22 protein-coding genes are annotated in these 20,602 nt (G+C 72.1%); 8 read left to right on the top strand and 14 right to left on the bottom strand.

Going from position 1 to position 20,602, the window contains the following annotated elements; all coding sequences use genetic code 11:
- Positions 1-74: 74 nt before the first annotated feature.
- Positions 75-1,052, bottom strand: a complete 978-nt coding sequence (locus ABD205_RS21180) for a zinc-binding dehydrogenase (protein ID WP_344048364.1) — start codon at positions 1,050-1,052, stop codon at positions 75-77.
- 165 nt (positions 1,053-1,217) lie between these two features.
- Between ABD205_RS21180 and ABD205_RS21175 the strand changes: the two genes are divergently transcribed.
- The gene (locus ABD205_RS21175; RefSeq protein ID WP_344048362.1) at positions 1,218-1,913 is read left to right on the top strand and encodes a SanA/YdcF family protein; all 696 of its coding nucleotides are present in this window, start codon (positions 1,218-1,220) and stop codon (positions 1,911-1,913) included.
- A gap of 99 nt (positions 1,914-2,012) precedes the next feature.
- Positions 2,013-2,351 (top strand): hypothetical protein, encoded by a 339-nt coding sequence (locus tag ABD205_RS21170; protein ID WP_344048360.1) that lies wholly within the window; start codon positions 2,013-2,015, stop codon positions 2,349-2,351.
- A 36-nt stretch (positions 2,352-2,387) separates the two neighbouring features.
- Here the strand turns inward: ABD205_RS21170 and ABD205_RS21165 are convergent, their stop codons facing one another.
- Positions 2,388-2,669, bottom strand: a complete 282-nt coding sequence (locus ABD205_RS21165) for a hypothetical protein (protein ID WP_344048358.1) — start codon at positions 2,667-2,669, stop codon at positions 2,388-2,390.
- A 195-nt stretch (positions 2,670-2,864) separates the two neighbouring features.
- On the opposite strand from ABD205_RS21165, the gene ABD205_RS21160 reads away from it, so the two are divergent.
- Both ABD205_RS21160 and ABD205_RS21155 read left to right on the top strand, forming a co-directional pair.
- Positions 2,865-3,032, top strand: a complete 168-nt coding sequence (locus ABD205_RS21160) for a hypothetical protein (RefSeq protein ID WP_344048356.1) — start codon at positions 2,865-2,867, stop codon at positions 3,030-3,032.
- Between the two features lie 89 nt (positions 3,033-3,121).
- Positions 3,122-3,862 carry a hypothetical protein gene (locus ABD205_RS21155; RefSeq protein WP_344048354.1) on the top strand — a complete coding sequence of 247 codons (741 nt, stop codon included), beginning with the start codon at positions 3,122-3,124 and terminating at the stop codon, positions 3,860-3,862.
- 99 nt (positions 3,863-3,961) lie between these two features.
- On the opposite strand, the gene ABD205_RS21150 is transcribed toward ABD205_RS21155, so the two are convergent.
- From ABD205_RS21150 to ABD205_RS21135, 4 genes are all read right to left on the bottom strand, one after another.
- Positions 3,962-4,939 carry a serine hydrolase domain-containing protein gene (locus tag ABD205_RS21150; protein ID WP_344048352.1) on the bottom strand — a complete coding sequence of 326 codons (978 nt, stop codon included), beginning with the start codon at positions 4,937-4,939 and terminating at the stop codon, positions 3,962-3,964.
- 240 nt (positions 4,940-5,179) lie between these two features.
- Positions 5,180-5,413, bottom strand: coding sequence for a hypothetical protein (locus ABD205_RS21145; RefSeq protein WP_344048350.1), 234 nt, complete (start codon positions 5,411-5,413; stop codon positions 5,180-5,182).
- 66 nt (positions 5,414-5,479) lie between these two features.
- Complete coding sequence (locus tag ABD205_RS21140) at positions 5,480-5,920, bottom strand: hypothetical protein (RefSeq protein WP_344048349.1); 441 nt, start codon at positions 5,918-5,920, stop codon at positions 5,480-5,482.
- Positions 5,921-5,958: 38 nt separating this feature from the next.
- A complete protein-coding gene (locus tag ABD205_RS21135; protein ID WP_344048347.1) occupies positions 5,959-6,435 on the bottom strand; it encodes a flavin reductase family protein in 477 nt (158 codons plus the stop codon).
- A 91-nt stretch (positions 6,436-6,526) separates the two neighbouring features.
- Between ABD205_RS21135 and ABD205_RS21130 the strand changes: the two genes are divergently transcribed.
- Complete coding sequence (locus tag ABD205_RS21130) at positions 6,527-7,348, top strand: sulfurtransferase (RefSeq protein WP_344048345.1); 822 nt, start codon at positions 6,527-6,529, stop codon at positions 7,346-7,348.
- A gap of 68 nt (positions 7,349-7,416) precedes the next feature.
- Here ABD205_RS21130 and ABD205_RS21125 read toward each other — a convergent pair whose 3' ends face one another.
- Together ABD205_RS21125 and ABD205_RS21120 are read right to left on the bottom strand one after the other, a co-directional pair.
- The gene (locus tag ABD205_RS21125) at positions 7,417-9,069 is read right to left on the bottom strand and encodes a copper resistance CopC/CopD family protein (RefSeq protein ID WP_344048343.1); all 1,653 of its coding nucleotides are present in this window, start codon (positions 9,067-9,069) and stop codon (positions 7,417-7,419) included.
- 56 nt (positions 9,070-9,125) lie between these two features.
- Positions 9,126-10,586, bottom strand: a complete 1,461-nt coding sequence (locus ABD205_RS21120; protein WP_344048341.1) for an RNB domain-containing ribonuclease — start codon at positions 10,584-10,586, stop codon at positions 9,126-9,128.
- 18 nt (positions 10,587-10,604) lie between these two features.
- On the opposite strand from ABD205_RS21120, the gene yaaA reads away from it, so the two are divergent.
- The gene (gene yaaA, locus ABD205_RS21115; protein WP_344048339.1) at positions 10,605-11,384 is read left to right on the top strand and encodes a peroxide stress protein YaaA; all 780 of its coding nucleotides are present in this window, start codon (positions 10,605-10,607) and stop codon (positions 11,382-11,384) included.
- A gap of 128 nt (positions 11,385-11,512) precedes the next feature.
- Here the strand turns inward: yaaA and ABD205_RS21110 are convergent, their stop codons facing one another.
- From ABD205_RS21110 to ABD205_RS21100, 3 genes are read right to left on the bottom strand one after another with little or no spacing between them, the layout of a single operon-like run.
- Positions 11,513-12,691: a bifunctional RNase H/acid phosphatase gene (locus ABD205_RS21110; RefSeq protein ID WP_344048337.1), complete on the bottom strand. Its 1,179-nt coding sequence runs from the start codon at positions 12,689-12,691 to the stop codon at positions 11,513-11,515.
- Positions 12,688-13,464: a zinc ribbon domain-containing protein gene (locus ABD205_RS21105; protein ID WP_344048335.1), complete on the bottom strand. Its 777-nt coding sequence runs from the start codon at positions 13,462-13,464 to the stop codon at positions 12,688-12,690. Before ABD205_RS21105 ends, ABD205_RS21110 begins: the two co-directional genes overlap by 4 nt.
- Positions 13,446-14,258: a Nif3-like dinuclear metal center hexameric protein gene (locus ABD205_RS21100; RefSeq protein WP_344048333.1), complete on the bottom strand. Its 813-nt coding sequence runs from the start codon at positions 14,256-14,258 to the stop codon at positions 13,446-13,448. Before ABD205_RS21100 ends, ABD205_RS21105 begins: the two co-directional genes overlap by 19 nt.
- Positions 14,259-14,284: 26 nt before the next feature.
- Between ABD205_RS21100 and ABD205_RS21095 the strand changes: the two genes are divergently transcribed.
- Both ABD205_RS21095 and ABD205_RS21090 read left to right on the top strand, forming a co-directional pair.
- Positions 14,285-16,099, top strand: a complete 1,815-nt coding sequence (locus tag ABD205_RS21095; RefSeq protein WP_344048331.1) for a hypothetical protein — start codon at positions 14,285-14,287, stop codon at positions 16,097-16,099.
- An 87-nt stretch (positions 16,100-16,186) separates the two neighbouring features.
- Positions 16,187-17,974: a hypothetical protein gene (locus ABD205_RS21090; protein WP_344048329.1), complete on the top strand. Its 1,788-nt coding sequence runs from the start codon at positions 16,187-16,189 to the stop codon at positions 17,972-17,974.
- Here the strand turns inward: ABD205_RS21090 and ABD205_RS21085 are convergent.
- The 3 genes from ABD205_RS21085 to ABD205_RS21075 form a co-directional block, all read right to left on the bottom strand.
- Positions 17,971-19,503 carry an AMP-binding protein gene (locus ABD205_RS21085; RefSeq protein WP_344048327.1) on the bottom strand — a complete coding sequence of 511 codons (1,533 nt, stop codon included), beginning with the start codon at positions 19,501-19,503 and terminating at the stop codon, positions 17,971-17,973. The genes ABD205_RS21090 and ABD205_RS21085 overlap by 4 nt on opposite strands.
- A gap of 101 nt (positions 19,504-19,604) precedes the next feature.
- A complete protein-coding gene (locus ABD205_RS21080) occupies positions 19,605-20,300 on the bottom strand; it encodes a hypothetical protein (RefSeq protein WP_344048325.1) in 696 nt (231 codons plus the stop codon).
- Positions 20,297-20,602: hypothetical protein (locus tag ABD205_RS21075; RefSeq protein WP_344048323.1), on the bottom strand; the 306-nt coding region annotated here is incomplete at its 5' end. The genes ABD205_RS21075 and ABD205_RS21080, both read right to left, overlap by 4 nt.

Here is a 20,602-nt window from a genome sequence, read left to right as displayed (position 1 = left end):
CCGCGACGAGCGCGCTGATCCGGCGCGCGCCGACCGTGCTCAGTGCCGCGATCCAGGTGTGGGCTCCAGGACGCCTAAGGGTGCAGCAGGATCTTCCCGGTCCGGCCGGGTGCCAAGCTGGCACGGGCCGCGTCGGCGATCTGGTCGAACGAGTAGGTGGCATCGACGGGGAGGGTGAGTGAACCGCTGGCGATGCGCTCGTACAGCTCCGCCATCAGCGCTGCCCTCTTGTCGGCCGCCATGGCGGCGCTGACCCTGCTACCCCAGAAGCCCTTGACCGTCACGTCCTTGAAGATCACGTCTCCGGACGGGATCTGCATCGTGGGCGACGCCATCGCCCCGAAGACCACGAGCGTGCCGTGCTCCGCCAGGAGGGACAGGATGTCGCCGGTGGCACTGCCGCCGACGGAGTCCACACCGACCCGCACGGGCGCGCCATCGGTGATCTTCCTCGCGCGGTCACGCCAGTCGTCGCTGTCGGTCGCCACGACCTTGTCGACACCCAGGGCCCGGAGCCCGTCGACGCCGTCGGTCCGGCGCACCAGACCGAGCACCTCGATGCCTCGGGCCCGCCCCAGCTGGGCCACCAGGCGCCCGACGGCGCCGTTCGCGGCATTCTGGGCGAGCCAGTCCCCGGGCTGCAGGTCCAGTGAGTCGAGCAGGCTGATGGCACTGAACGGCATGGCGACGAGCTGCGCGGCCGTCTCGTCGGGCAGTCCGTCCGGCACCGGCAGGAGTGCGCCCGCCTTCGCCACGAAGTAGTCGGCCCAGGCTCCGAACGTGCCGCCGGTCACCACTCGCTGGCCGATCTGGAGGCCCGTGACGTCCTCGCCCAGTGCGTCGACGAGACCGACCGCTTCCGTCCCGGCCCTGGCGGGCAGGTCGGGCTTGTATCCGTAGCTGCCCCGGACCGTCCACAGGTCGTGGTTGTGGATCGGGGAGGCCAGCGTCCGAACGCGGACCTCGCGTGGCCCCGGCTCGGGGGTGGGGACGTCGCGGACGGTGAGGACGTCGGAGGGTTCCCCGAACGACTCGTGAACGATGGCGCGCATCGACTGCCTCCTCTTCTCGGACTGGACATGGTGCGATACCTGGCGGTCCCCCATCTTGCCCCCGCTCATCCGGATGTTCGCGAGTGGCCGGGATGGTGCGGTCCGGTCAAGCGCATGAGCCGATCCGCGGTCCTGGGGCTGCGCTCCTGGGTAACCTCTGCGGACATGTCGCGTCGACGCAAGGTCCTGACGACGCTGTTCGGCGTAGCCGTCACGGGTGTGCTGCTCCTGGCGGCGCTCAACGGCTACGTGCTGCTGCGCGCTGGACGCGCCGCGCACGACGTCAGCGACGTACGCCACGCGCAGGTCGCGATCGTGCCGGGCGCGTTGGTCCGGACCGATGGCCAGATGAGCCGCATGCTCAAGGATCGCGTCGACGGCGCGATCGCGCTGTACCAGGCCGGCAAGGTCGACAAGATCCTGGTCTCCGGCGACCACGGGCGCCTCGGCTACGACGAGACCGACACGATGCGCGATGCGCTGCTGGCCCACGGCGTCCCGGCCACCGCGATCTTCACGGACTACGCGGGCTTCGACACGTGGTCGACGATGGGTCGAGCCCGGGAGATCTTCGACGTCGAGAGCGCCGTCGTCGTGACACAGGGCTTCCACATGTCGCGGGCGCTCTACCTGGCCAAGTCGGCCGGCATCCAGGCGCAGGGTCTCGTGGCCGACCGGGGCGGCTACGGCCTCAAGGGCACGAGGGGCCAGATGCGCGAAGTCCTGGCCCGCGTCAAAGGCGTCCGCGAAGGCGTGATGACCCCATCGATCATGGGCGGGCCGAAGCTTCCGATCACCGGCGACGGTCGGAGCAGCTGGGGTCCGCTGGACCCGGCGGCACCCCAGGTCGACGCGGGTTGAGGCACGCACTCACCTGCCGCGACGACGGCGAACGCCGAAATCGTGCCGTCTTCGGAACCGACTGCAGCCGGCCTGCGTCCCACGTGCATGACAACGTCCGTGCCGACGGCTCTGGCCTTGCTCGCTTGCGGGATCCTCACGTCGTGCGACGGCGCGGGCACCACGACCGGCGGGGACTGCGTCAGTCACTATGACAGCGTCGCAAGCGCTCGCACCTGGGGCGGCCTGAAGCGCGCGATGTTGCGCTCCGAGGAGTGGGGGCACGTCGCATCTGTGCGGATCCAGGCGCGCGGGGACGACGTCGGCGCTGGTGATCAGCACGTGGTCCGCGTCGTGGACATGCTCAACCCGAACGGCCGACGTCTGGTTCAGGTCGACGTCTGGCGTACCGACGCAGGAGGCTGGCGCGCCGGCGTCTGGCTCCAGTGCACCGACTGATCCTTTGTGCTTGGTCCCCGGCGTACGGGCACGCCCTCAGCGGGACGCCGCCCGAATAGCCGCCCCCGCCTGCTGGGGCGACAGCCCGGCATTCCAAGCATCCACCGCGGCTTGGACGTCCGGGGCGTACGGCGGCTGCAGCTGGGCGCCTGACCCTCCTCGCGCGATCGCGGTGAGCAGCAGATCTTCACGCGAGTCATCGGTCTGCTGACGCAGGCGCCACGCCGACTCGTACCCGTTGATGGCGGCGTGCCTCAGTCGGGACGCGTCACGGGACTCATAGATCCCTTGGAGCAGGTCCACGATGAGGCTGAGCATGGGGGCAGTTCTACCCGAAGATGACTGGCAGGACCGCGGCGACGCACCAGACGATCCGAGACCGGCACCGGCCGCCGCTGGACGCTCGTGGGTCCAAAGACTTCCACGCGAGTAGGAAGGCCTCTGGCTCGCCGGCCACCCCGAGCGACACCCTCGAGAGAGAGCCTTCCACTGGCTCGTCAGGAGGTGCGTGTCATGAGGCAGCCGTTGACCTGGATCGCCGTGGCCCTCTTGCTCACCGGTGCAGTCCTGCTCGTCGCCGGCGTCGGCGCAGCAGGCCTCTGGATCGCTGTGATCACCGTCGGCATCGCCCTGGTGGCGATCGACGGCTACCGGCGCAGCCAGGGGCACCATCACGCCTGAGTCCGGGTTTCGAGCGTCATGTCGGCGGAGCTCGGAGGCTTGCGAAAAGTTAAGACAAGAGGCATGTCGCACGATTAGGGTCGCCGATCGTGCGTACTCGAATCTCCCGTCTTCTGATCGTGCTCCCCGCGAGCCTCCTCCTCGTCGCGCCCGTGAGCGCCGCCCACGCGGCGACGCCGAATCCGTGGTCGGCGTACTACCCGTCCGCCGGGACCACCTGCACGTCGACGGTCACCCTCGCCGACGGGACGACGGCCCCGAGCGAGAAGACGACCGTCGTGGCCAAGTCGGCCAGGAAGGTCGTGGTTCGTACCTCGGGAGCGGGTCGCAGCACCTTCCAGCTGCTCCCCGGCGGGAAGATGCGTGAGACCGCCGCGATGACCGAGCGCGACTCGGGCATCCGCGTCCGCCTCGCCATGCTGGTCAACTACCCCTCGCCCGCCAAGCTCCTCCAGCACCGCCCCGGCGCCGGACAGGTCACCATGACCATGACGCTGCCGCCGCGGCTGGCGAAGGCGGCGCTCAAGAGCGGGCGGACCCTGACGATCTCCAGCACCTACCGCATGGCAGGACTCGGATCGCGAAGCATCACCCTGGCCGACCCGGCTGCGACCACGGTCGACGCCCTCGGCGTCCGAGGGACGATGCGGTCGCTGAAGTTCGCCAACGCCAAGCCTGCCTTCGCGCGCGAGCTCAAGAAGGAGATGCGGCCGATGTTCGCCTCGATCTTCGGCACCGAGTGGATCGCCCGCGGCCGGGGTGTCGTGCAGAGCGTGTCGACCACCACGGACGGCGTGGCCGAGACCCAGACCCAGGTCAGCTGCAGCTAGCCTGCCTGAACCGCGGTCAGACGGCGCCCTGATCGACAGGAGTGTCGGCATGCCGCCGCTCGCATCCGGATTCCCGCGAGGCAGCCGGCTCGTTGCCGGTCAGTAGCAGATGCCCCTGAACGCGATGTTCTGCCCGGTCACAGGGGCTGAGTCGCTCTCGGTGTTCACGAACTCGACCACGGTCCGGTCCTTGGCCGGGTTGCGGAACGCGATCGTGTGGAACCCGGGCAGGTCGCCGAAGTGGCCGAGGACGTGACCGCAGGCCGCGTCGAGGAGGGTCACGCCGAGTCCGTAGCCGAGGTTGGGGCTGCCGTCGAACAGGCCGCGTGAGGTCGTCATGTCCCCGACCACGTCGGCGGGCACCAGGCGCCCGCTGAAGAGCTGGTCGAAGAACGTGGCGACGTCGCCGACCGTCGAGACGACACCCCCTGCCGCCCACGGGCCCGAGAAGTCGCCCGCAGTGATGTCCTTGCCGTTCTCGTCGTAGCCGTGCGCGAGGTTCCTCTCCTCGTCGAGGTCGGTCGCCAGCGCCGTCGACGTCATCCCGGCCGGCACGAAGATCCGCTGTCGCAGCTCCGCAGCGAGCGGATGGCCGGTCGCGCGCTCGATGATCTTGCCCAGGAGCCAGTAGCCGGCGTTGGTGTACCTGCTCACGGTCCCCGGCTCATCGACCGGTGGATGGTCCAGCACCTGGCGCAGCTTGGCGTCGGTCGGGTCGGCGTCGAGGGGGTACGCCTTCGGATCCTCGTTGAACACGTCGAGGATGCCGCTTCGATGGTCCAGGAGGTCCTCGACGGTGACCTTCGCGCCGAAAGGAAGCATGCCCGGCAGCAGCTCGTCGACGGTGTCGTCGAGACGTACCTTGCCCTCCTGGACCAGTTGGAGGACGACCGTGGCGACCATCATCTTCGTGACACTGGCGATCGGAAACCTGGTGTCGTCGGTCATCGGCCGTCGCGGGTGCAGGCGCGCGCTGCCGTACGCGAGGGTCTCGTGGTCGTCGCCCTGGACGACGGCGATCACCCCGCCGGTGACCTCGTGAGCTCGCTGGTCCAGGACCCCACGGACCTGCGTCATCACGTCACTGATCGGCTCCGGCGAGCTCGAGGAGCTCGGGGAACGCGATCCGGAGGGCGACCCTGTGGGTGTCTCGGCCGCACCGCCGGCGCCGCCGTGGTCGGTGCACGCCGCGAATGTCGAGACAGTCAGGGCCAATGCGGCGATGGCTGTGCTGGTCCTCGCCCGGCGGCCGGACATGCAGCCAGGATCCTCGCCCGCATCCGTCGCCGCAACGGGTCCGCCGTCGGGCCGTGCGCGTCAGTCCGCCCGGGAGACCCGCCGTCGTCGGCGGGCCACCACGAGCCAGACGACCACCGTGGGCAGATAGCCGTAGACCGCCAGCCCCACCACCGCGTGGAGCCGGGGGTCGAGGTGCGCGAGAGCGACTCCGAGCAGCACGGCACCGACGGGTAGGAGCCACAGCGCCGCGGCAACCAGCACGGCGGCCGCGATGTCGAGCGTCTGCTCCTCGCGCGCCACCTGGCTCTTCACGAGGGACAGTCTCAGCCCGCGACGTCGGGTGCGTCGAGCGCCGGTCGTTCCGCTGGTCGCGACGGCTCAGACGTCGTCGGGCGTGGCCTCGTGGCCAGGCCGCCCGTGCGTACGGCGCCGTTCCTTCATCTCCGCCTCGTAGAGGTGCCGACGCCCCTCGGCCAGGTCGTCGCGAGCGACCCGGTCGAGCTCCTTGAAGACCGAGTAGTAGGTGTCGTCGTACTCCTCGACGATCTGGAACGTCCAGTGCCCAGGGATGACGTTGCGACCGACCAGCTCGGTGTCGATCCGGTCGGCCAGCTCCGCGTGGCCGGCGTCGCGCAGCTGGTCCACGGCCTCGCCGAGCGTCAGGTCGGCGGTGCCCGTCAGCCGGTGGAACGCGTACAGGTGGCCGCGGGCGTCCTCGGCGACCTCGAGCGCCTCCGACAGCTTGCCCAGCGCGTCGACCGTCGCGTCGTCCAGCCCGTCCGGGCGGCGGTGCTCCTCGGCGCTGTCGTAGTTGGTCACGCCATGCTTTACCCGGAGACGGGTCGTCCTACGCGCCGTCAGTACGGAAGATGCGTCCCGTAGGCCTTCTGGTGGTAGATCAGCGGCTCCCGGGTGTCGTGCGCCGCCCCGATGACGTCGGCCAGCACCAACGTGTGGTCGCCCGCCGGCACGAGCGAGCCCACCCGGGTGGCGACCCAGGCGTGGGTGTCGTCGAGCGCCGGGGCGCCGTCGCGCAGGCTCCACGGGAGCGCCGCGAAGCGGTCGGCGCCGCGGGTCGCGAAGAGCGCGGCGACGTCGCTCTGGCCGCTCGCGAGGATGTTGACCCCGAGCGGCGAGCCGACCGACAGCATCGCCAGCAGCGTCGAGCGGTTGTCGAGCGAGACGAGCAGCATCGGCGGTTGCATGGACAGCGACATGAAGGCACTGACAGTGCTGCCGTGCGGTTCGTCGCCGGCGTACGTCGTGACGACCGCGACCGGGCTCGCCACGTGCCGCATGGCCGCCCTGAACTCCGTCTCGAGCACGTCCGTCATCGCCTCCACACTCGACTGCAACTCCTGCCTGCACGCGAGGATTCCATGCCGCGCTCCCCCAGTGACCATGAGGCCTGCCACACTGCACCGCGTGGACGTCCTCATCAGCGCCCCCGACCTGTCCGACGCGCTCGCCTCGGACCGCCCGCCCGTCGTCCTGGACGTGCGCTGGAAGCTCGGGGGGCCGCCCGGACACGGGGAGTACCTCCGCGGCCACATCCCCGGCGCCGTGTACGTCGACCTCGAGACCGAGCTCTCCACCCACGGCGAGCCGACCGACGGCCGTCACCCGCTCCCCACCGCCGAGGCGCTCCAGGCGAGCGCGCGCCGCTGGGGGATCGACGAGGGCGACACTGTCGTCGTGTACGACGGCGAGGGCAACCTGTCCTCCGCGCGGGCCTGGTGGCTGCTGCGCTGGGCGGGCGTGGCCGACGTACGCATCCTCGACGGTGCGCTGCCCGCGTGGATCGCCGCCGGCAGGCTCCTGGCGACCGACGACGTCAGCCCGGCACCGGGCAGCGTGACGCTGACGCCGGGCGCGCTTCCCACCATCGGCGCCGACGAGGCCGGCTCCTTCGGCGGCGTGCTCCTCGACGCTCGCGCCGGGGAGCGCTTCCGCGGCGAGACGGAGCCGGTCGACCCGAAGGCCGGCCACATCCCTGGCGCCGTCAGCGCGCCGACGACCGGCAACCTCGCGGCCGACGGCCGGTTCCTGGAGCCGGCCGCGCTCCGTGCGCGCTTCGCCGCGGTCGGCGCCGACGGCGGGCGCCCTGTGGCCGCCTACTGCGGATCCGGAGTCACGGCAGCCCACGAGGTCGCCGCGCTCGCGATCGTCGGGATCGACGCCGCCCTCTACCCGGGCTCGTGGTCGCAGTGGAGCAACCTGGACCTGCCGGTGGCGACCGGCGCCTGAGGTCGGGCACCCAGCCGGCGGACGTCATACGAGGCGGCGGCTCTGACCACCGACACGTATGACGTCGGCTAGCGGATCGGCAGGGAGACATACCCGGTCTCGCCGTCGACCGTGACCGCGAGCCTCCACGTGCCGACCGTCGGCACGCTGACCAGCGCCCGCCGGTGCCCGGGCCCGGCGATCTGCAGCGCGACGGGAAGCGGGCCGATCGACTCGGCCCGCAGCGTCAGAGTGGCCCGCACGTCGGCCGCTGCGACGGGCCGGCCGTCCGCACCGACCACGTCCACCTGCAGCCGCGAGCGACGATCCCCCGCCGGCACCGCCGACACCCGCACGGCGTCGCCGGCCAGGGAGAGGGTCGCCACGACCGTCGCGCGGTACGCCGTCCGGGCCGGCTCGGACGCCACGAGCGCCGACGTCACCCCGAGGACCGCCAGCACGATCACCGTCTCGGCGACCACCGACCGCCGGAGCAGCGCCAGGCCGTCGCGCCGCCGCAGCAGCTGCCGACCGGCGGCCGCCACCCCGATCACCATGAGGACGAGACACACCTTGACGGTGAGCTCACGACCGTAGGTCGTCGGCCACAGCGCCGCGAGGGTCCCGACCTGGCGCCAGGTCTGGAACAGTCCCGTCACCACGAGCGTCGTGACGCTGGCCAACGCCACCGACGAGAACCGCAGCACCACCCGGCGCGCGTCGGGCTGACGCCAGACGGAGCCCGCGACCAGGACGACCAGCCCACCGAGCCAGACGCTCATCGCGAGCACGTGCACGGACTCGCTCAGCAGTGCGAGGCCGCGCAGGTCGCCGGCCGCGGCGTGCCCGGCGAGGGCGAACGACACGGCGATGCAGGCGCCGAGCAGGGCGCCGTACCCGCCCAGCTCGCGCGTCGACAGCCGTGAGCGCCCGACCACCAGCAGACCGAGCAGGAGGGCGAGCAGGCCGCGGCTCAGCGTCGCACGACCGTACGTCGTCGCCAGCACCTCCCGCGCCAGCTCGCCGCGCCCCAGCGATCCCCAGCCGAGGCCGGCGTCGAGCGGCCCCTTGATGATCAGCGAGCCGATGGACGCGACCACCAGCAGCACGGCCCCGCCCAGCACGATCCGCCGCGCCCGCCGCGTCGTCCAGCCGGCAGGCCAGCACCAGCACAGGAACGCCAGCCCGCCGACCAACAGGGCGGAGCCGACGTAGCCGACCCAGCGGCCGATGCCCAGCCCGACCTGCAGCCCGCGATCGGTAGCCTGCGCCTGCCCGGTCGGCACCGCGCTCGCGACTCCCACCGAGAACGTGAAGGCTCCGGAGACGGGGTGGGAGTCGTCCGAGACCACACGCCACGCGACCAGGTAGGTGCCCCGCGCCGACGCACCCACACCGACGGTGACCCGGCCGCCGTCGGTCTCGACACGCCCGCTGTCGACGCGACTCCCGTCGGGCGCGAAGACCCGCACCGCACCCGCCGGGGCCGACACGTCCTCGCTGAAGCGCAGCGACACGATCCGCGGAGCCGTCGTCAGCACCGTGTCGGGAGCGGGATCACTGCTCTCGAGCTCGGCGTGCGCGGCGGCCGGTCCGCCCGTCAGGAGGAGCAGCACCGCGGACACGACGGTGCCGAGAGCCGTCCGGACCGCCAGGATCCGCGACCGGCGACGCCGTCTCGTGCGGGCGAGATGGGTCTCGCGGGCGGCCAGGGCTTCCGCTGGGCCGAGCGAGTCGTCCACGGCTCGGAAGGTAGCAGCCGTGCGCGCTTGCCCGGCCCCTTGACGGCGGAGATCCGTCAGCGCAGCTCGAAGGCGACCTTCCGGGCCTCGACGTCGGCCTCGGTGAGCGTGACGGTGACGTCGGTCCCGAGCGGCAGCGGCGACTGGCCCTTCACGTGCGCCTCGACCGCAGGCTCCTGGATGGTCACGGTGCCGCGGCCCTCGTCGCGATCGTCGAGCTCGACGATGACGCCGGGGAACGTCTCCCCCACGTGCGGGGCGAGGACTCCCGCTTCGACGAGGTCGAGGATCGCTCCCTCGTAGGCACCTGCGCGCCTGCCCGACTCGCGCATCGTGTCGGGCAGGGCGGGCAGCGCCGTGCGCACCCACTCCGGCACCGGCTGATCGGCGCAGAGGGCGACGCAGACCTCGCCGGCGTACCGGTCGACGAGTCGGCGCAAAGGGGCCGTGACGTGGGCGTACTCCGACGCCAGGGCGCTGTGCTCGGTCTGCGCGGGCAGAGCGCCGTCGAAGGCGGCATACCCGCTGCCACGCAGCAGACGCGTGCAGGCGACGACCATGGCGGCCTGCTTGGGGTCGGTGGGGTCGAGGGTCCGGATGAAGTCGGGGTAGAGCTGCTCGGCCGGCCAGTCGAGCCCGAGAGCCCGGGCGGTGCGGTGCAGCCGCTTGATGTCGCGCGGGTCGGGCGGCGGCAGGGTCCGCAGCACGCCGATCTCGGCGTAGACCATCAGCGAGGCCGCGCCGAAGCCGGTGAGCAGGGAGAGCTGGGCGTTCCAGTCCTCGACGGGCAGGAGGCTGCGGTACTCCAGCCGCCACTGGTCGCCCTTGATCGCGATCTCCTGGTCGGGCAGCGGCAGGTTCACACCGCTGCGGGCGACCTCGAGCGCCTGGCGCTTCTCGCCGATCTCCTTGAGCAGCCGCAGCGAGTCGGCGTACGGGCCGTCGAAGGAGTCGGTGTCGAACATCTCCTGCACGCCGTCGTACGACAGCTTCGCGACGGAGCGGACCCGGGCCCGCTCGACGTGCACGCTGGTGCCGTCGCCGGTCGCGTCGAGCGCGATCGTCCACAGCAGTGCCGGACGGACCTGGTCCGGGAGAAGCGATGCGGCGCCCTCGGACAGGACCTTCGGATGGAGCGGGATCTTCGAGTCGGCGCCGTAGAGCGACTCCCCCCGCTGGTGGGCCTCGACGTCGACCGGATCGCCCGGCTCCACGAACGCAGCGACGTCGGCGATCGCATAGCGGACGGTGTAGCCGTCGCCGCTCCGCTCGAGGTGGAGCGCCTGGTCGAGGTCCATCGAGCTCGCAGGATCGATCGTGACGAAGGGCAGATCGGTCCGGTCGAGGTCGGGCAGACGTGGGTTCGCGGCGGCGGCCTGCGCGGCCGCCTCCACCGCGGGTGGGAAGTCCTCGCTCACCCCCAGCTCCTGCTGGATCTTGCTGATCCCGTTGCGCAGCGTGGCCGAGGCCACGCCCTCGTCGGCTGACCTGACCCGGATGACCTGTCCGCTCGGCATACGGGCACGATATCCGGCGTGCTCATCTTGCTGCCCCCGTCCGAGGGAAAGTCGGTCCCGTCGCGCGGCAACCCCCTCGACCTCGACACCCTCACGCTCCCCGCGTTGACGAAGGCTCGCGAGGCCGTCCTCGACGCGCTGGTCGAGCTGTCCAGTGGGGATCCGACCGTTGCGGCCGAGACCCTCGGCGTGCCCAAGACGCAGTCGGAGCTGATCGGCCTCAACGCCTCCCTGCGCACCTCGCCGAGCGCGCGGGCGGACCGGGTCTACACCGGAGTCGTCTACGACGCGCTGTCCTTCGCCACCCTGTCGCCGGCCGCGAAGCGTCGCGCCTCCGCGCGCGTCCTCGTGACGTCGTCGCTCTTCGGCCTCGTCTCCCCCGCCGACCGGATCCCGTCCTACCGCCTCTCCGGGGACGCGACACTCCCCGGCCTCGGGGGCGTCGCGGCCCACTGGCGCGCGCACCTCGACGAGGCGGCGCGCGATGCGCTGGGTGGCGGGCTGCTCGTCGACCTCCGGTCCGGCACGTACGCCGCCTTCTGGCGGCCCGGCCCGGATCTGGCCCGTCGGGTCGCGACCGTGCGGGTGCTGCACGAGGTCGGTGGCGTCCGCAAGGTGGTGAGCCACTTCAACAAGGCGACCAAGGGTCGGATCACGCGCGACCTGCTCGAGGCCGGCGCGACCCCACGCACCCCGGCTGCTCTGGCCGACACGCTCCGCGACCTCGGCTGGACCGTCGAGTCCGGCGAGGCCGGCAGGTCCGGCACCCAGCTGGACGTGATCGTCACCGTCCTCTGACCGCCGAGCGGGCGTCATACGAGGTGGTTGTCCGAACAGCCGACTCGTATGACGTCCGGCCGGCTCACCACCGAGACGTCATACGAGGTGGTTGTCCGGACAGCCAGCTCGTATGACGTCCGGCGGGGTCACCACTGGGTCGTGGCGGGGTCGAACCCGCTCCGACCCGGCGGCAGCGCGTTGTAGAGCCGCAGGGAGGCCCGGTCGGCCTCGCCGGGGCTCGGGTAGAACGACACGACGCTGACCGACGCGGGCGCGAGCTCCATCCGGAACAGCGACTCCAGCGGGGCATCCAGCACGTGCGCGACCACCGTCTTGATCGGGGTGACGTGGCTGACCACGATGACCGTCCGGCCGGCGTACCGCTCCCGGAGGCGGGTCAGCGCGTCGAGCACCCGCTTCTCCACGATCCGGAACGACTCGCCGCCCTCGGGCGCCACGTCGAGCGAGCCGCGCCAGCGCTCCATCTCGTCGGCGAACCGCTCCGCCACCTCGGCGAAGGTCAGCCCGTCCCAGTGCCCGAACTCCATCTCGGCCAGCCCCGGCTCCGTCTCGACGGACAGCCCGAGCGTCTCGGCGACGATCTGCGCGGACTCCAGCGTGCGGCGCACCGGGGAGCTGACCACGACCGCCGCCCTGTCCGCGAGCGGCTGCAGCCACTCAGCCGACATCCGCACCTGCGAGCGCCCCTCGTCCGACAGGCCAGGGTTGGCGCTTGCCAGCCCACCGGAGAAGCGCTTCTCGGTCGTGTGCGGTGTGACGCCGTGGCGCACGAGCACGAGCGTCGTCGGCGCGCCGCCGGTCACCGCCCCCTCGCGGGCGAGCGGTGGCTTCGGGTCCTCGATCTCCTCGATGAGCGAGACATCCTCGGCGCCGGCGACGGTCACGCCGCTGCGGATGCCGTCGAGCGCCTCGTTGGCGAGGCGGTCGGCGTGCTTGTTGAGCTCACGCGGCACCCACGTGTACGTCGTGCCGGCCGGTGCCAGCCGCGTGGCCTCCTCTGCCAGCGGCCGCATGTCGGGGTGCTTGATCCTCCAGCGCCCCGACATCTGCTCCACGACGAGCTTGGAGTCCATCCGGACCTCGACCTCCGCGTCGGGCGCCAGCTCGGCGACCATCCGCAGGCCGGCGATCAGGCCTGAGTACTCCGCGACGTTGTTGGTCGCGACGCCGATCGTCGTGCCGTCCTCGGCGATCACCTCACCGGTCGCGGCGTCCTTCAGCACGGCGCCGTACGCCGCCGGCCCGGGGTTGCCCCGCGACCCGCCGTCGGCCTCGACGACGACTGCCCGGTGCAGGGCCGTCACAGCCCGCTCTCGCTGGTGCGCACCAGGATCCGGGAGCACTCCTCGCAGCGCACCACCTCGTTGCTCGGGAGCGTCTTGATCCGGCTCAGCTCGGCGGTGTCCAGCTCGAGCTGGCAGCCGCCGCAGCGGCGGGCACGCAGCTCGGCGGCGCCGATGCCCTTGCTCGCGCGCAGCTTGTCGTAGAGGGCGAGCAGGTCGGCCGGCATGCCCTCCACGGCCGCGGGCCGCTCGGCGACGACCTCGGCGAGCTGGGCGTCGAGGCCGCCGACCTTCTCGTCGCGGCTCGCCGCGAGCGCGGCCAGCCGCTCGTCGTACCCGGCGAGCTCCGCCTCGAGGGCGGCGAGCGCCTGCTGCGCCTCCTCGAGCTGCTCCATCACCTCGAGCTCCTCGTCCTCGAGCACGCCGATGCGACGGTCGAGGGTCGCCAGCTCGTGCTGCATGCGCTCGAGGTCCTTGGGGTTGGCCACCGCGCCGGAGTCCATCCGCTCCTGGTCGCGGACGCGCCGCGTGCGCACGGCCTCCACGTCGGTCTCGGCCTTGGCCTGTGCGGCAGCGAGGTCGTCGACGACGACCCTGGCGTCGCGCGTCCGGTCCTCGACGACTCGTCGCTCGGCGGTGACGGCCGCGATCTCGGCGGTCTCGGGCAGCGTCGCCTGGGCGTGACGCAGCTGGGCGGCCCGGGAGTCGAGCTCCTGGATGTCCAGCAGCTTCAGTTGGGCGAAGGGGTCGGCTTTCAGCGCAGGCTCCTGGGGTCTCAGGCTCGGAACGTCCACGGGTCGGTCACGGTCGTGCTGACCCGGATCTCCACCCTATTCCCCGGCGCGCGATCCAGTGCTTCGGCGAGCCTCGCCGAGACCACCGGGAGCCAGGTCCACTCCGCCGCCCAGTGCGCGACGTCGACGAGCGCCGGTCCGTCCTTCTCGAGGAACTCGGCCGCCGGGTGGTGCCGCAGGTCGCTGGTGAGGTAGACGTCGGCGCCGCTGGAGGCGAGCCGGTCGAGCAGGAAGTCGCCGGCGCCGCCGCAGAGCGCGACGGTGGTGACGGGTCGCTCCGGGTCCCCCGCGACTCGTACGCCGTGGGCCGTGGCCGGCAGCGCCGCGGACACCGTCGCCGCGAACTCCCGCAGAGTCGTCGGCGCGATCGTCCCGATGCGACCCGTGCCGGTCTCTTCGTCACCCTCCGCGGGCACCAGCGGCCGCTGGTCGGCGAGGCCGAGCGCGTCGGCCAGTGCCTGGGAGACACCGTCGACGGCCTGGTCGGCGTTCGTATGCGCGGTGAACAGCGCGCATCCGGCTCGCGCGAGGGTCGTGAACGTCCGCCCCTTCGGCGTGGTGGCCGCGACGCCGTGAACTCCCTTGAGGAAGAGTGGATGGTGCACGATGAGCAGGTCGGCACCCCAGTCGGCCGCCTCCTGGGCGACGACCGGGGCCGGGTCCACCGCGAACAGCACGCGACGGACCTCGTCGGCCGGGTGTCCACCCACCAGCCCGACGGCGTCCCAGTCGTCGGCGGTCGTGGGCGGGTACCACTCGTCGAGGAGGGCGACGATGTCGGCGAGCGTCGGCATGGACACAGGCTAGCCAGGAGGAACGGATGACGCTGACCGAGGAGACCGCGCCGGCGCAGCCGCTGCCGTCGTACACCTCGGGCTCCTCCCGGGTGTGGCTGGTCGCGGCGTGGGTCGCCGCCTTCGTCGCCGCCGCGGCACACGTCTGGGTCGCCCGCAGCGCCCTCTCCAAGGGCTTCCCCACCTTCAGCTACGACGAGGTCGACACGCTGATGGCGGGTCGCGCGGCGCTCGGCGTGCCGTCCCCCCAGATCAGCGGCGCCGGCTACTTCCCGCTGTCCTCGATCCTCACGGCGCCCGTCTGGTGGCTCACGTCGGACCCGTTCACGTTCTACCGGGTCACCACCGTCGTGGGCGTCGTGATCGCGCTCGCCACCATCTGGCCGCTGGCGAGGATCGCGACGAGGTTCGGCCTCACGACGCCCCAGGCGGTCACCGTCGCAGCCGTCGTGATGGCGCTGCCGGCGCGGTCGGTCCAGGCGGACTACGCGCTCTCCGAGAAGCCGCTCTTCCTGCTCCTGACGCTCTCCGTGCTCGCGGCGATCCGGCTCGGGGAACGGCCCACCGCCCTGCGCGGGGTCCTGTTCGGCGTGCTGGTGGCGCTCACCTACTTCACCCATGCCCGGATGCTCGTCTTCGTGCCGGCCGCGGCCGTCTGGCTCCTGGTCTTCGCCGTCAGGCGCTGGCAGGCGGCACTCGCGGGGCTGGTGACGTTGCTGCCGTTGTCGTGGGCGGCCGGGCAGCTCGCCCGCCACATCGACACGCTGGTCGACCCCGCGGGCTTCCAGCAGGGCGACAAGATCCTGACCAACCTCTCGGTCGGCAACGCGGACATGCTGCTGCGCGCCGGGCTCGGCCAGGCGTGGGAGCAGCTCGTGTCGGGCTTCGGTCTCGCGCTCGTCGGGCTCGTGGTCGCGTTCGTGCTGGCCCGGCGTGAGCTCCGCGACCGCTCGGCCGGCCCTGCCTGCCTGGTCCTGCTGACGACCTTCGCCCTCTACGGCGGCAGCTCCCTGGCCTGGGGCGCCGAGGACCAGCTCTACGCCACCACGTGGCGACGCCTCGACGCCTGGATCTACGGCCGGTACGCCGACCCGGCGGTCGAGCTGCTGGTCCTGATCGCCCTCTGCGCCATCGTCCGGGGCGTCTCCCGGTCGACGGTGGTCGCCGCGTGGTGCCTGGCGCTCGCCATCGCCGTCCCGACCGTGCTCTGGCTCGCCCCCCAAGCCCCGACAGGCGCCTTCATCACCCCCGCCCACATCCCGGGCGCGATGGCGTGGTGGTGGGCGCTGCCGACCCACACGACCGTCCCCGGCGTCGTCCCCACTCTCACGAACGCCAACAGGTTCTGGCTCATCGCCTCCCTGACCGCCGTGCTGCCGCTGGTCGTGCTGGCCGCGACGCGGGTCCGGGCGCGGCTCGCCGGCCTGCTGACGATCGGTGTCGTGCTGACCCTCGCCGGCGCCGGAAGCGTGTTCGCGGACCAGGCCTCGGGCCACTACCAGGAGACCCACCAGGTGATCAGCCCGCTGGCTCGGGAGCTCCGCACGATCCTGGCCGAACACCCCGGCACGACGGTCGGCTACGACGCGGCCTGCCCGAAGCCCGTGTGGCAGGCCGGCGGGCGACGCAACCGGTTCATGTGGCAGCTGCTGCCCACGATCGTCTCGAACCGGACCACCGGCGTCGACATCGCGATCGTCTGCCGCGAGGCCGCTGACCGGATGGCGCCCGGCGCCATCTCGCTGGACCAGTCGGCGTTCGGCCGGATCTACGCCTGGGTCCTGCCCGGCCCGCTGCAGGACGAGCTCCTGGCGGACGGGACACTCGAGTCCACCAGCTGAGGCGGCGCGCCGATCGGCCGTAAGTTGGCGCGACGTCCGACACTGGTGGACGTGTCCGAACCGGTCGAGCAACAGGAGCCGCCCCCGATGGCAGTCAGCACCACCGAGGCCCCCGTCGAACGCGCCCGGGAGGCGCGCGGCGACCGCCTCTGGATGGTCGCCGCGTGGGTCGCCGTCGCGGTCGCCGTGGGCGGACACGTCTGGGTCGTGCGCAGCTCGTTGGCCGCCGGGACGCCGTCGTTCAACTTCGACGAGATCTCCAGCCTGATGCCCGGCAGGGCTCTGCTCGGCCTGCCGACGCCCAACGTCGGCGGCTCCGGTTACTTCCCGCTCTCGGCGATCCTCGTCGCGCCCGTGTGGTGGTTCACCTCCGACCCGACCGCGTTCTACCGGGCGACGCTCGTGATCAGCCTGTTGCTCGGGTTGGCCTCGATCTGGCCGATGGCCAGGGTCGCCACCCGGCTCGGGCTGACCACCGCCCAGTCGGTGACCGTCGCGGCGATCGTCCTCGCGCTCCCAGCGCATGCCGTCCAGGCTGAGTACGCCATCGCCGAGAAGCCGCTCCTCCTCGTCGTCTCGCTGACCGCACTGGCCGCCGTGCGGCTCGCCGAGCGGCCGACGTACGGGCGTGTGCTCCTGCTCTCGCTGGGCGTCGCGCTCACCTACTTCACGCACGCCCGGATGATCACGGTCGTCCTCGCGGCGTTCGTGTGGCTGCTGCTGTTCAGCGTCCGGCACCTGCGCGTCGGCCTGGTCGGCCTGGTCGCGCTGGTCGTGCTGTCGTGGGCGGCCCGGACGGTCGCCCTGCACGTGATCCTCCTGGTCAGCCCCGCCGGCTTCCTGCAGGGCAACGGCCTGACCAGCGTCCTGACGTCGCTGCGGCCGGGTGTGCTCGCGCGCACCGTCCTGGGCCAGTCCTGGGAGCAGGTCGTGTCGAGCTTCGGGCTCGCGCCCCTCGGTCTGGTCGTCGCCGTGACGCTCGCCGTCGCCGAGGTGCGCCGAAGGGCCGCCGGGCCCGCGCTGTTGCTGCTGCTCGCCGTCGGCGCCCTCTTCGCCGGCAGCACGATCGACTGGGCGCAGCCCGACCAGCTCTGGCCGACCACCACGCGGGTGCGGCTCGACGTCTGGATCTACGGGCGGTACGTCGACCCGCTCTTCGCTCTCGTCATGCTGGTCGCCCTCGCCGCGATCGTCGTCGGCGTCCGACGCTGGCAGCTGTGGACCGGTGCGGCGATCAGCCTGGCGATCGTGGTCGCGACCGTCCTCTGGCTCGCCCCGCAGGCACCGACCGGCGGCACCATCACGCCGGCGCACATGCCCGGCGCGACGGCCTGGTGGTGGGCACTGCCGCACCACGCGATCCCCACGGGCATCCGGCCGACGTTCACCAACGACACCCGCTTCTGGCTGATCGCGAGCGTCACCGCGCTGGTGCCGGTCGCCGTCCTGCTGGTGGCCCGGCGCCGCGCCGTCCTGGTGCTCGGCCTGGTGCTCGCGCTCGGCACCGCGGGCACCGTGGCGGCGAACGTCGCGTCGACCCGCTTCCACGACATCCGCGCCCGCCACCAGCCGCTGGTCGACACGCTGCGCCACATCACCGCCGAGCATCCCGACACGTCGATCTCCTACTTCTGGCGCTGCTCGTCCGAGCGCCGGACCACCCCGGCCGGCCGCAACCGCTACGCGTGGCTGCTGCTGCCGACGGTACTGGGCATCGACCCGCGCGCTGACATCGTCATCGCGTGTCCCGCACACCCGGCCGCGGCCGGGCCGGGCGCGGTGCCGCTGGCCGACGTCGCCGACGTCCACTACCAGGCCTGGGTCAGGCCGGGGCCGCTCCAGGACGAGCTGCGCGCGGAGGGGCTGCTGCGCTAGTTGACCTGGCGCTCGTAGCCCTCCCAGTAGGGCGCGCGCAGCTTGAACTTCTGCAGCTTGCCGGTCGCCGTGCGGGCCAGCTCACCGCGGAACTCGACCGACGTCGGCGCCTTGTAGCCGGCGGCGCGCTCCTTGCACCACGCGATGAGCTCGACCTCGGTGGCCTCCGCCCCGGGAGCGAGCACGACGAGCGCCTTGATGGTCTCGCCCCACTTCTCGCTGGGCACGCCGATGACCGCGACCTCGGCCACGGCAGGGTGGGAGAAGAGGACGTCCTCGACCTCGATGCTGGAGACGTTCTCGCCGCCGGTGATGATGACGTCCTTCTTGCGGTCGCTGATCGTCAGGTAGCCGTCCTCGCCGATCGTGCCGCCGTCACCGGTGTGGAACCAGCCGTCCCTGAGCGCCCGCTCGCTCTCCTCCGGCTGCTCCCAGTAGCCCTCGAGCACCACGTTGGAGCGGGCGAGCACCTCGCCCTCGGGGTCGATGTCGAGCGTCACGCCGAGTGCCGGTGCCCCGGCGCGGACCAACCGGTGGGCCCGCTCCTCCGCGCCGAGGTCGTCCCACTCGGCCCGGGTCCGGTTGATCGTCAGCAGCGGCGAGGTCTCGGTCAGTCCGTAGATCTGGATGAACTCCCAGCCCAGCTCCTCCTGCACCCGCACGACCGTCTTCGTCGGCGGCGGGGCGCCGGCCATGATGATCCGGACGCGGTCGCGCCCCGGGATCTCGCCCTCCCAGGTCTGGGCGGCGTCGAGCACCGCTGCGGCGACCGCCGGCGCCGCGCAGAGGAAGGTGACCCCCTGGTCGCGGATCCGGCGCAGGATCTCCGCGCCGTCGACCTTGCGGAGGATGACGTGCTTGATGCCCATCCCGGTCGCGGCGAACGGCATCCCCCAGCCGTTGGCGTGGAACTGCGGCAGCGTGTGCAGGTAGACGTCGCGGTCGCTCAGGCCCGCGTGCAGGGCGAACGTCACTGCGTTGGTCCAGATGTTGCGGTGGGTGATCTGCACGCCCTTGGGCCGCGCGGTGGTGCCGGAGGTGTAGTTGATCGTCGCCGTGGCGTTCTCGTCGTGCTCCCACGGCACGGGCTCGACGCCCGGCGCCGCGTAGAGGTCGTCGTCGTCGCCCAGGACGAACCGGTGCTCGGCGCTCACGCCGGCCAGCGTCTCGTCGAGTTCGGGGTCGACGTACAGGACCTTGGCGCCGGAGTGCCCGACGATGTACTTCACCTCGTCGGGGCGCAGCCGGAAGTTGATCGGCACCAGCACCCGGCCGTAGCCGGCCACCCCGAAGAACGCGGTCAGCAGGCGCGCGCTGTTGTGGCTGACGACCGCGACACGCTCGCCGGGTCCGACGCCCAGCTCGTCGAGCTTGGCGGCCTGGCGACGGGCCAGCTCACCGATCTCGCGGAAGGTCAGCTCACCGAGCGGTGCGGCCGGCTGGTCGGGCTCGTCGACGACGCCGACCCGGTCGCCGTACACCTGCACCGCGCGGTCGAGGAAGTCGCTGGCGCTGAAGGGGACGAACACGATGACCTCCCGGAGGACGTGAGCCGGATCACTCTGCGAGGCAGACTAACGCTCCCCCGTTGGCCCCAGGTTGCCCCCAGGTTGCCCCCAGGTCGCCCCGCTCAGCGCTGCTGGACGTCGAGCTCGCGTGTCCGGCTGCCGAGGTCGTCGTTCACCAGTCCCTCGAGGGTGTCCGCCGCACGCTCGGCGCGAGCGGACGGCCGGTGGCCCCGCAACCGACGGGAGGACGCCGCCGGGGCGCGCAGCGCCTCGGACTGAGCCGCCACCCAGTCGCGCAGGTCCTGGACGGCACCCTTGCTGAGGCGCGACCGGTCGGGCGAGACGACGACGAGCTGGTAGGCCAGCGCAGCCGTGTTGCACCGGTCGCAGGCCGCGTTGGTCGCGAGGGCACGGTTGTCGGCCTTGACCCGACGGCCGTCGACCAGCACGACGACCTGGACCGACAGCGCCGTGCCGCCACAGCCGGCGCACTGGCTCCAGGCCACGGCCGCGTTGTCCACAGCGACGTCGTGGGAGTGGTTGACGTACAGCACCTGCAGGGTCGTCGCATCTGCGTGGCAGCCGTCGCAGGTCGTCGACGACAGCGCGGTGGTGTCCGCCCGGACGGTGCGCCTCCAGGTCGACGAGACATCGACCGCCTGGTCGCTGTCGTCCGGTGAGGCGTCGCTGGGATGCGCGGACGCGGTGAGGTCGAGGTTGCGTGGCTGGTCGTCGTCGTGGGCTGACGCACCGCCGGGTCCGAGCAGCAGGGCGAGTGTGCCGATGGCGAGCGCCACGGCCTTGAGGGTGCTGGTCATCGACGTAGCTCCTGTTCTCTGAAGATGTCGGCGACCGCCGCCGCCACGAGGACGAGGTCATCCCGCGTCTGCCGACGCAGGCTCGACATGCTGGTCTGCGCGCCGGCCGCGAGCGCGGGGTCCCACGACACGGTCAGCACGCGCTGGCAGCGCCGTTCGAAGTGATGACGCATCCGGTCGGTGGTGCGGTCGTCGCGGCTGCGTACGCCGTTGATCACGACGACGGCCCGCCGGACCAGGCTGTCGAAGCCGTGCTCGTCGAGCCAGTCCAGGGTCAGCGCCGCCGCCCGGCCGCCGTCGAG

This window comes from Nocardioides panacihumi, assembly GCF_039530925.1.
GTDB classification, from domain to species: Bacteria; Actinomycetota; Actinomycetes; order Propionibacteriales; family Nocardioidaceae; genus Nocardioides; species Nocardioides panacihumi.
This window is presented reverse-complemented; position numbering and strand designations above follow the sequence as displayed.

Excerpts from the sequence above, each read along its gene's own strand:
- ABD205_RS21180 (WP_344048364.1), bottom strand. The coding sequence starts at position 1,052 with ATGCGCGCCATCGTTCACGAGTCGTTCGGGGAACCCTCCGACGTCCTC.
- ABD205_RS21175 (WP_344048362.1), top strand. The coding sequence starts at position 1,218 with ATGTCGCGTCGACGCAAGGTCCTGACGACGCTGTTCGGCGTAGCCGTC.
- ABD205_RS21165 (WP_344048358.1), bottom strand. The coding sequence starts at position 2,669 with ATGCTCAGCCTCATCGTGGACCTGCTCCAAGGGATCTATGAGTCCCGT.
- ABD205_RS21160 (WP_344048356.1), top strand. The coding sequence starts at position 2,865 with ATGAGGCAGCCGTTGACCTGGATCGCCGTGGCCCTCTTGCTCACCGGT.
- ABD205_RS21150 (WP_344048352.1), bottom strand. The coding sequence starts at position 4,939 with ATGACGCAGGTCCGTGGGGTCCTGGACCAGCGAGCTCACGAGGTCACC.
- ABD205_RS21135 (WP_344048347.1), bottom strand. The coding sequence starts at position 6,435 with ATGACGGACGTGCTCGAGACGGAGTTCAGGGCGGCCATGCGGCACGTG.
- ABD205_RS21120 (WP_344048341.1), bottom strand. The coding sequence starts at position 10,586 with ATGCCGAGCGGACAGGTCATCCGGGTCAGGTCAGCCGACGAGGGCGTG.
- ABD205_RS21100 (WP_344048333.1), bottom strand. The coding sequence starts at position 14,258 with ATGCCGACGCTCGCCGACATCGTCGCCCTCCTCGACGAGTGGTACCCG.
- ABD205_RS21095 (WP_344048331.1), top strand. The coding sequence starts at position 14,285 with ATGACGCTGACCGAGGAGACCGCGCCGGCGCAGCCGCTGCCGTCGTAC.
- ABD205_RS21090 (WP_344048329.1), top strand. The coding sequence starts at position 16,187 with ATGGCAGTCAGCACCACCGAGGCCCCCGTCGAACGCGCCCGGGAGGCG.
- ABD205_RS21080 (WP_344048325.1), bottom strand. The coding sequence starts at position 20,300 with ATGACCAGCACCCTCAAGGCCGTGGCGCTCGCCATCGGCACACTCGCC.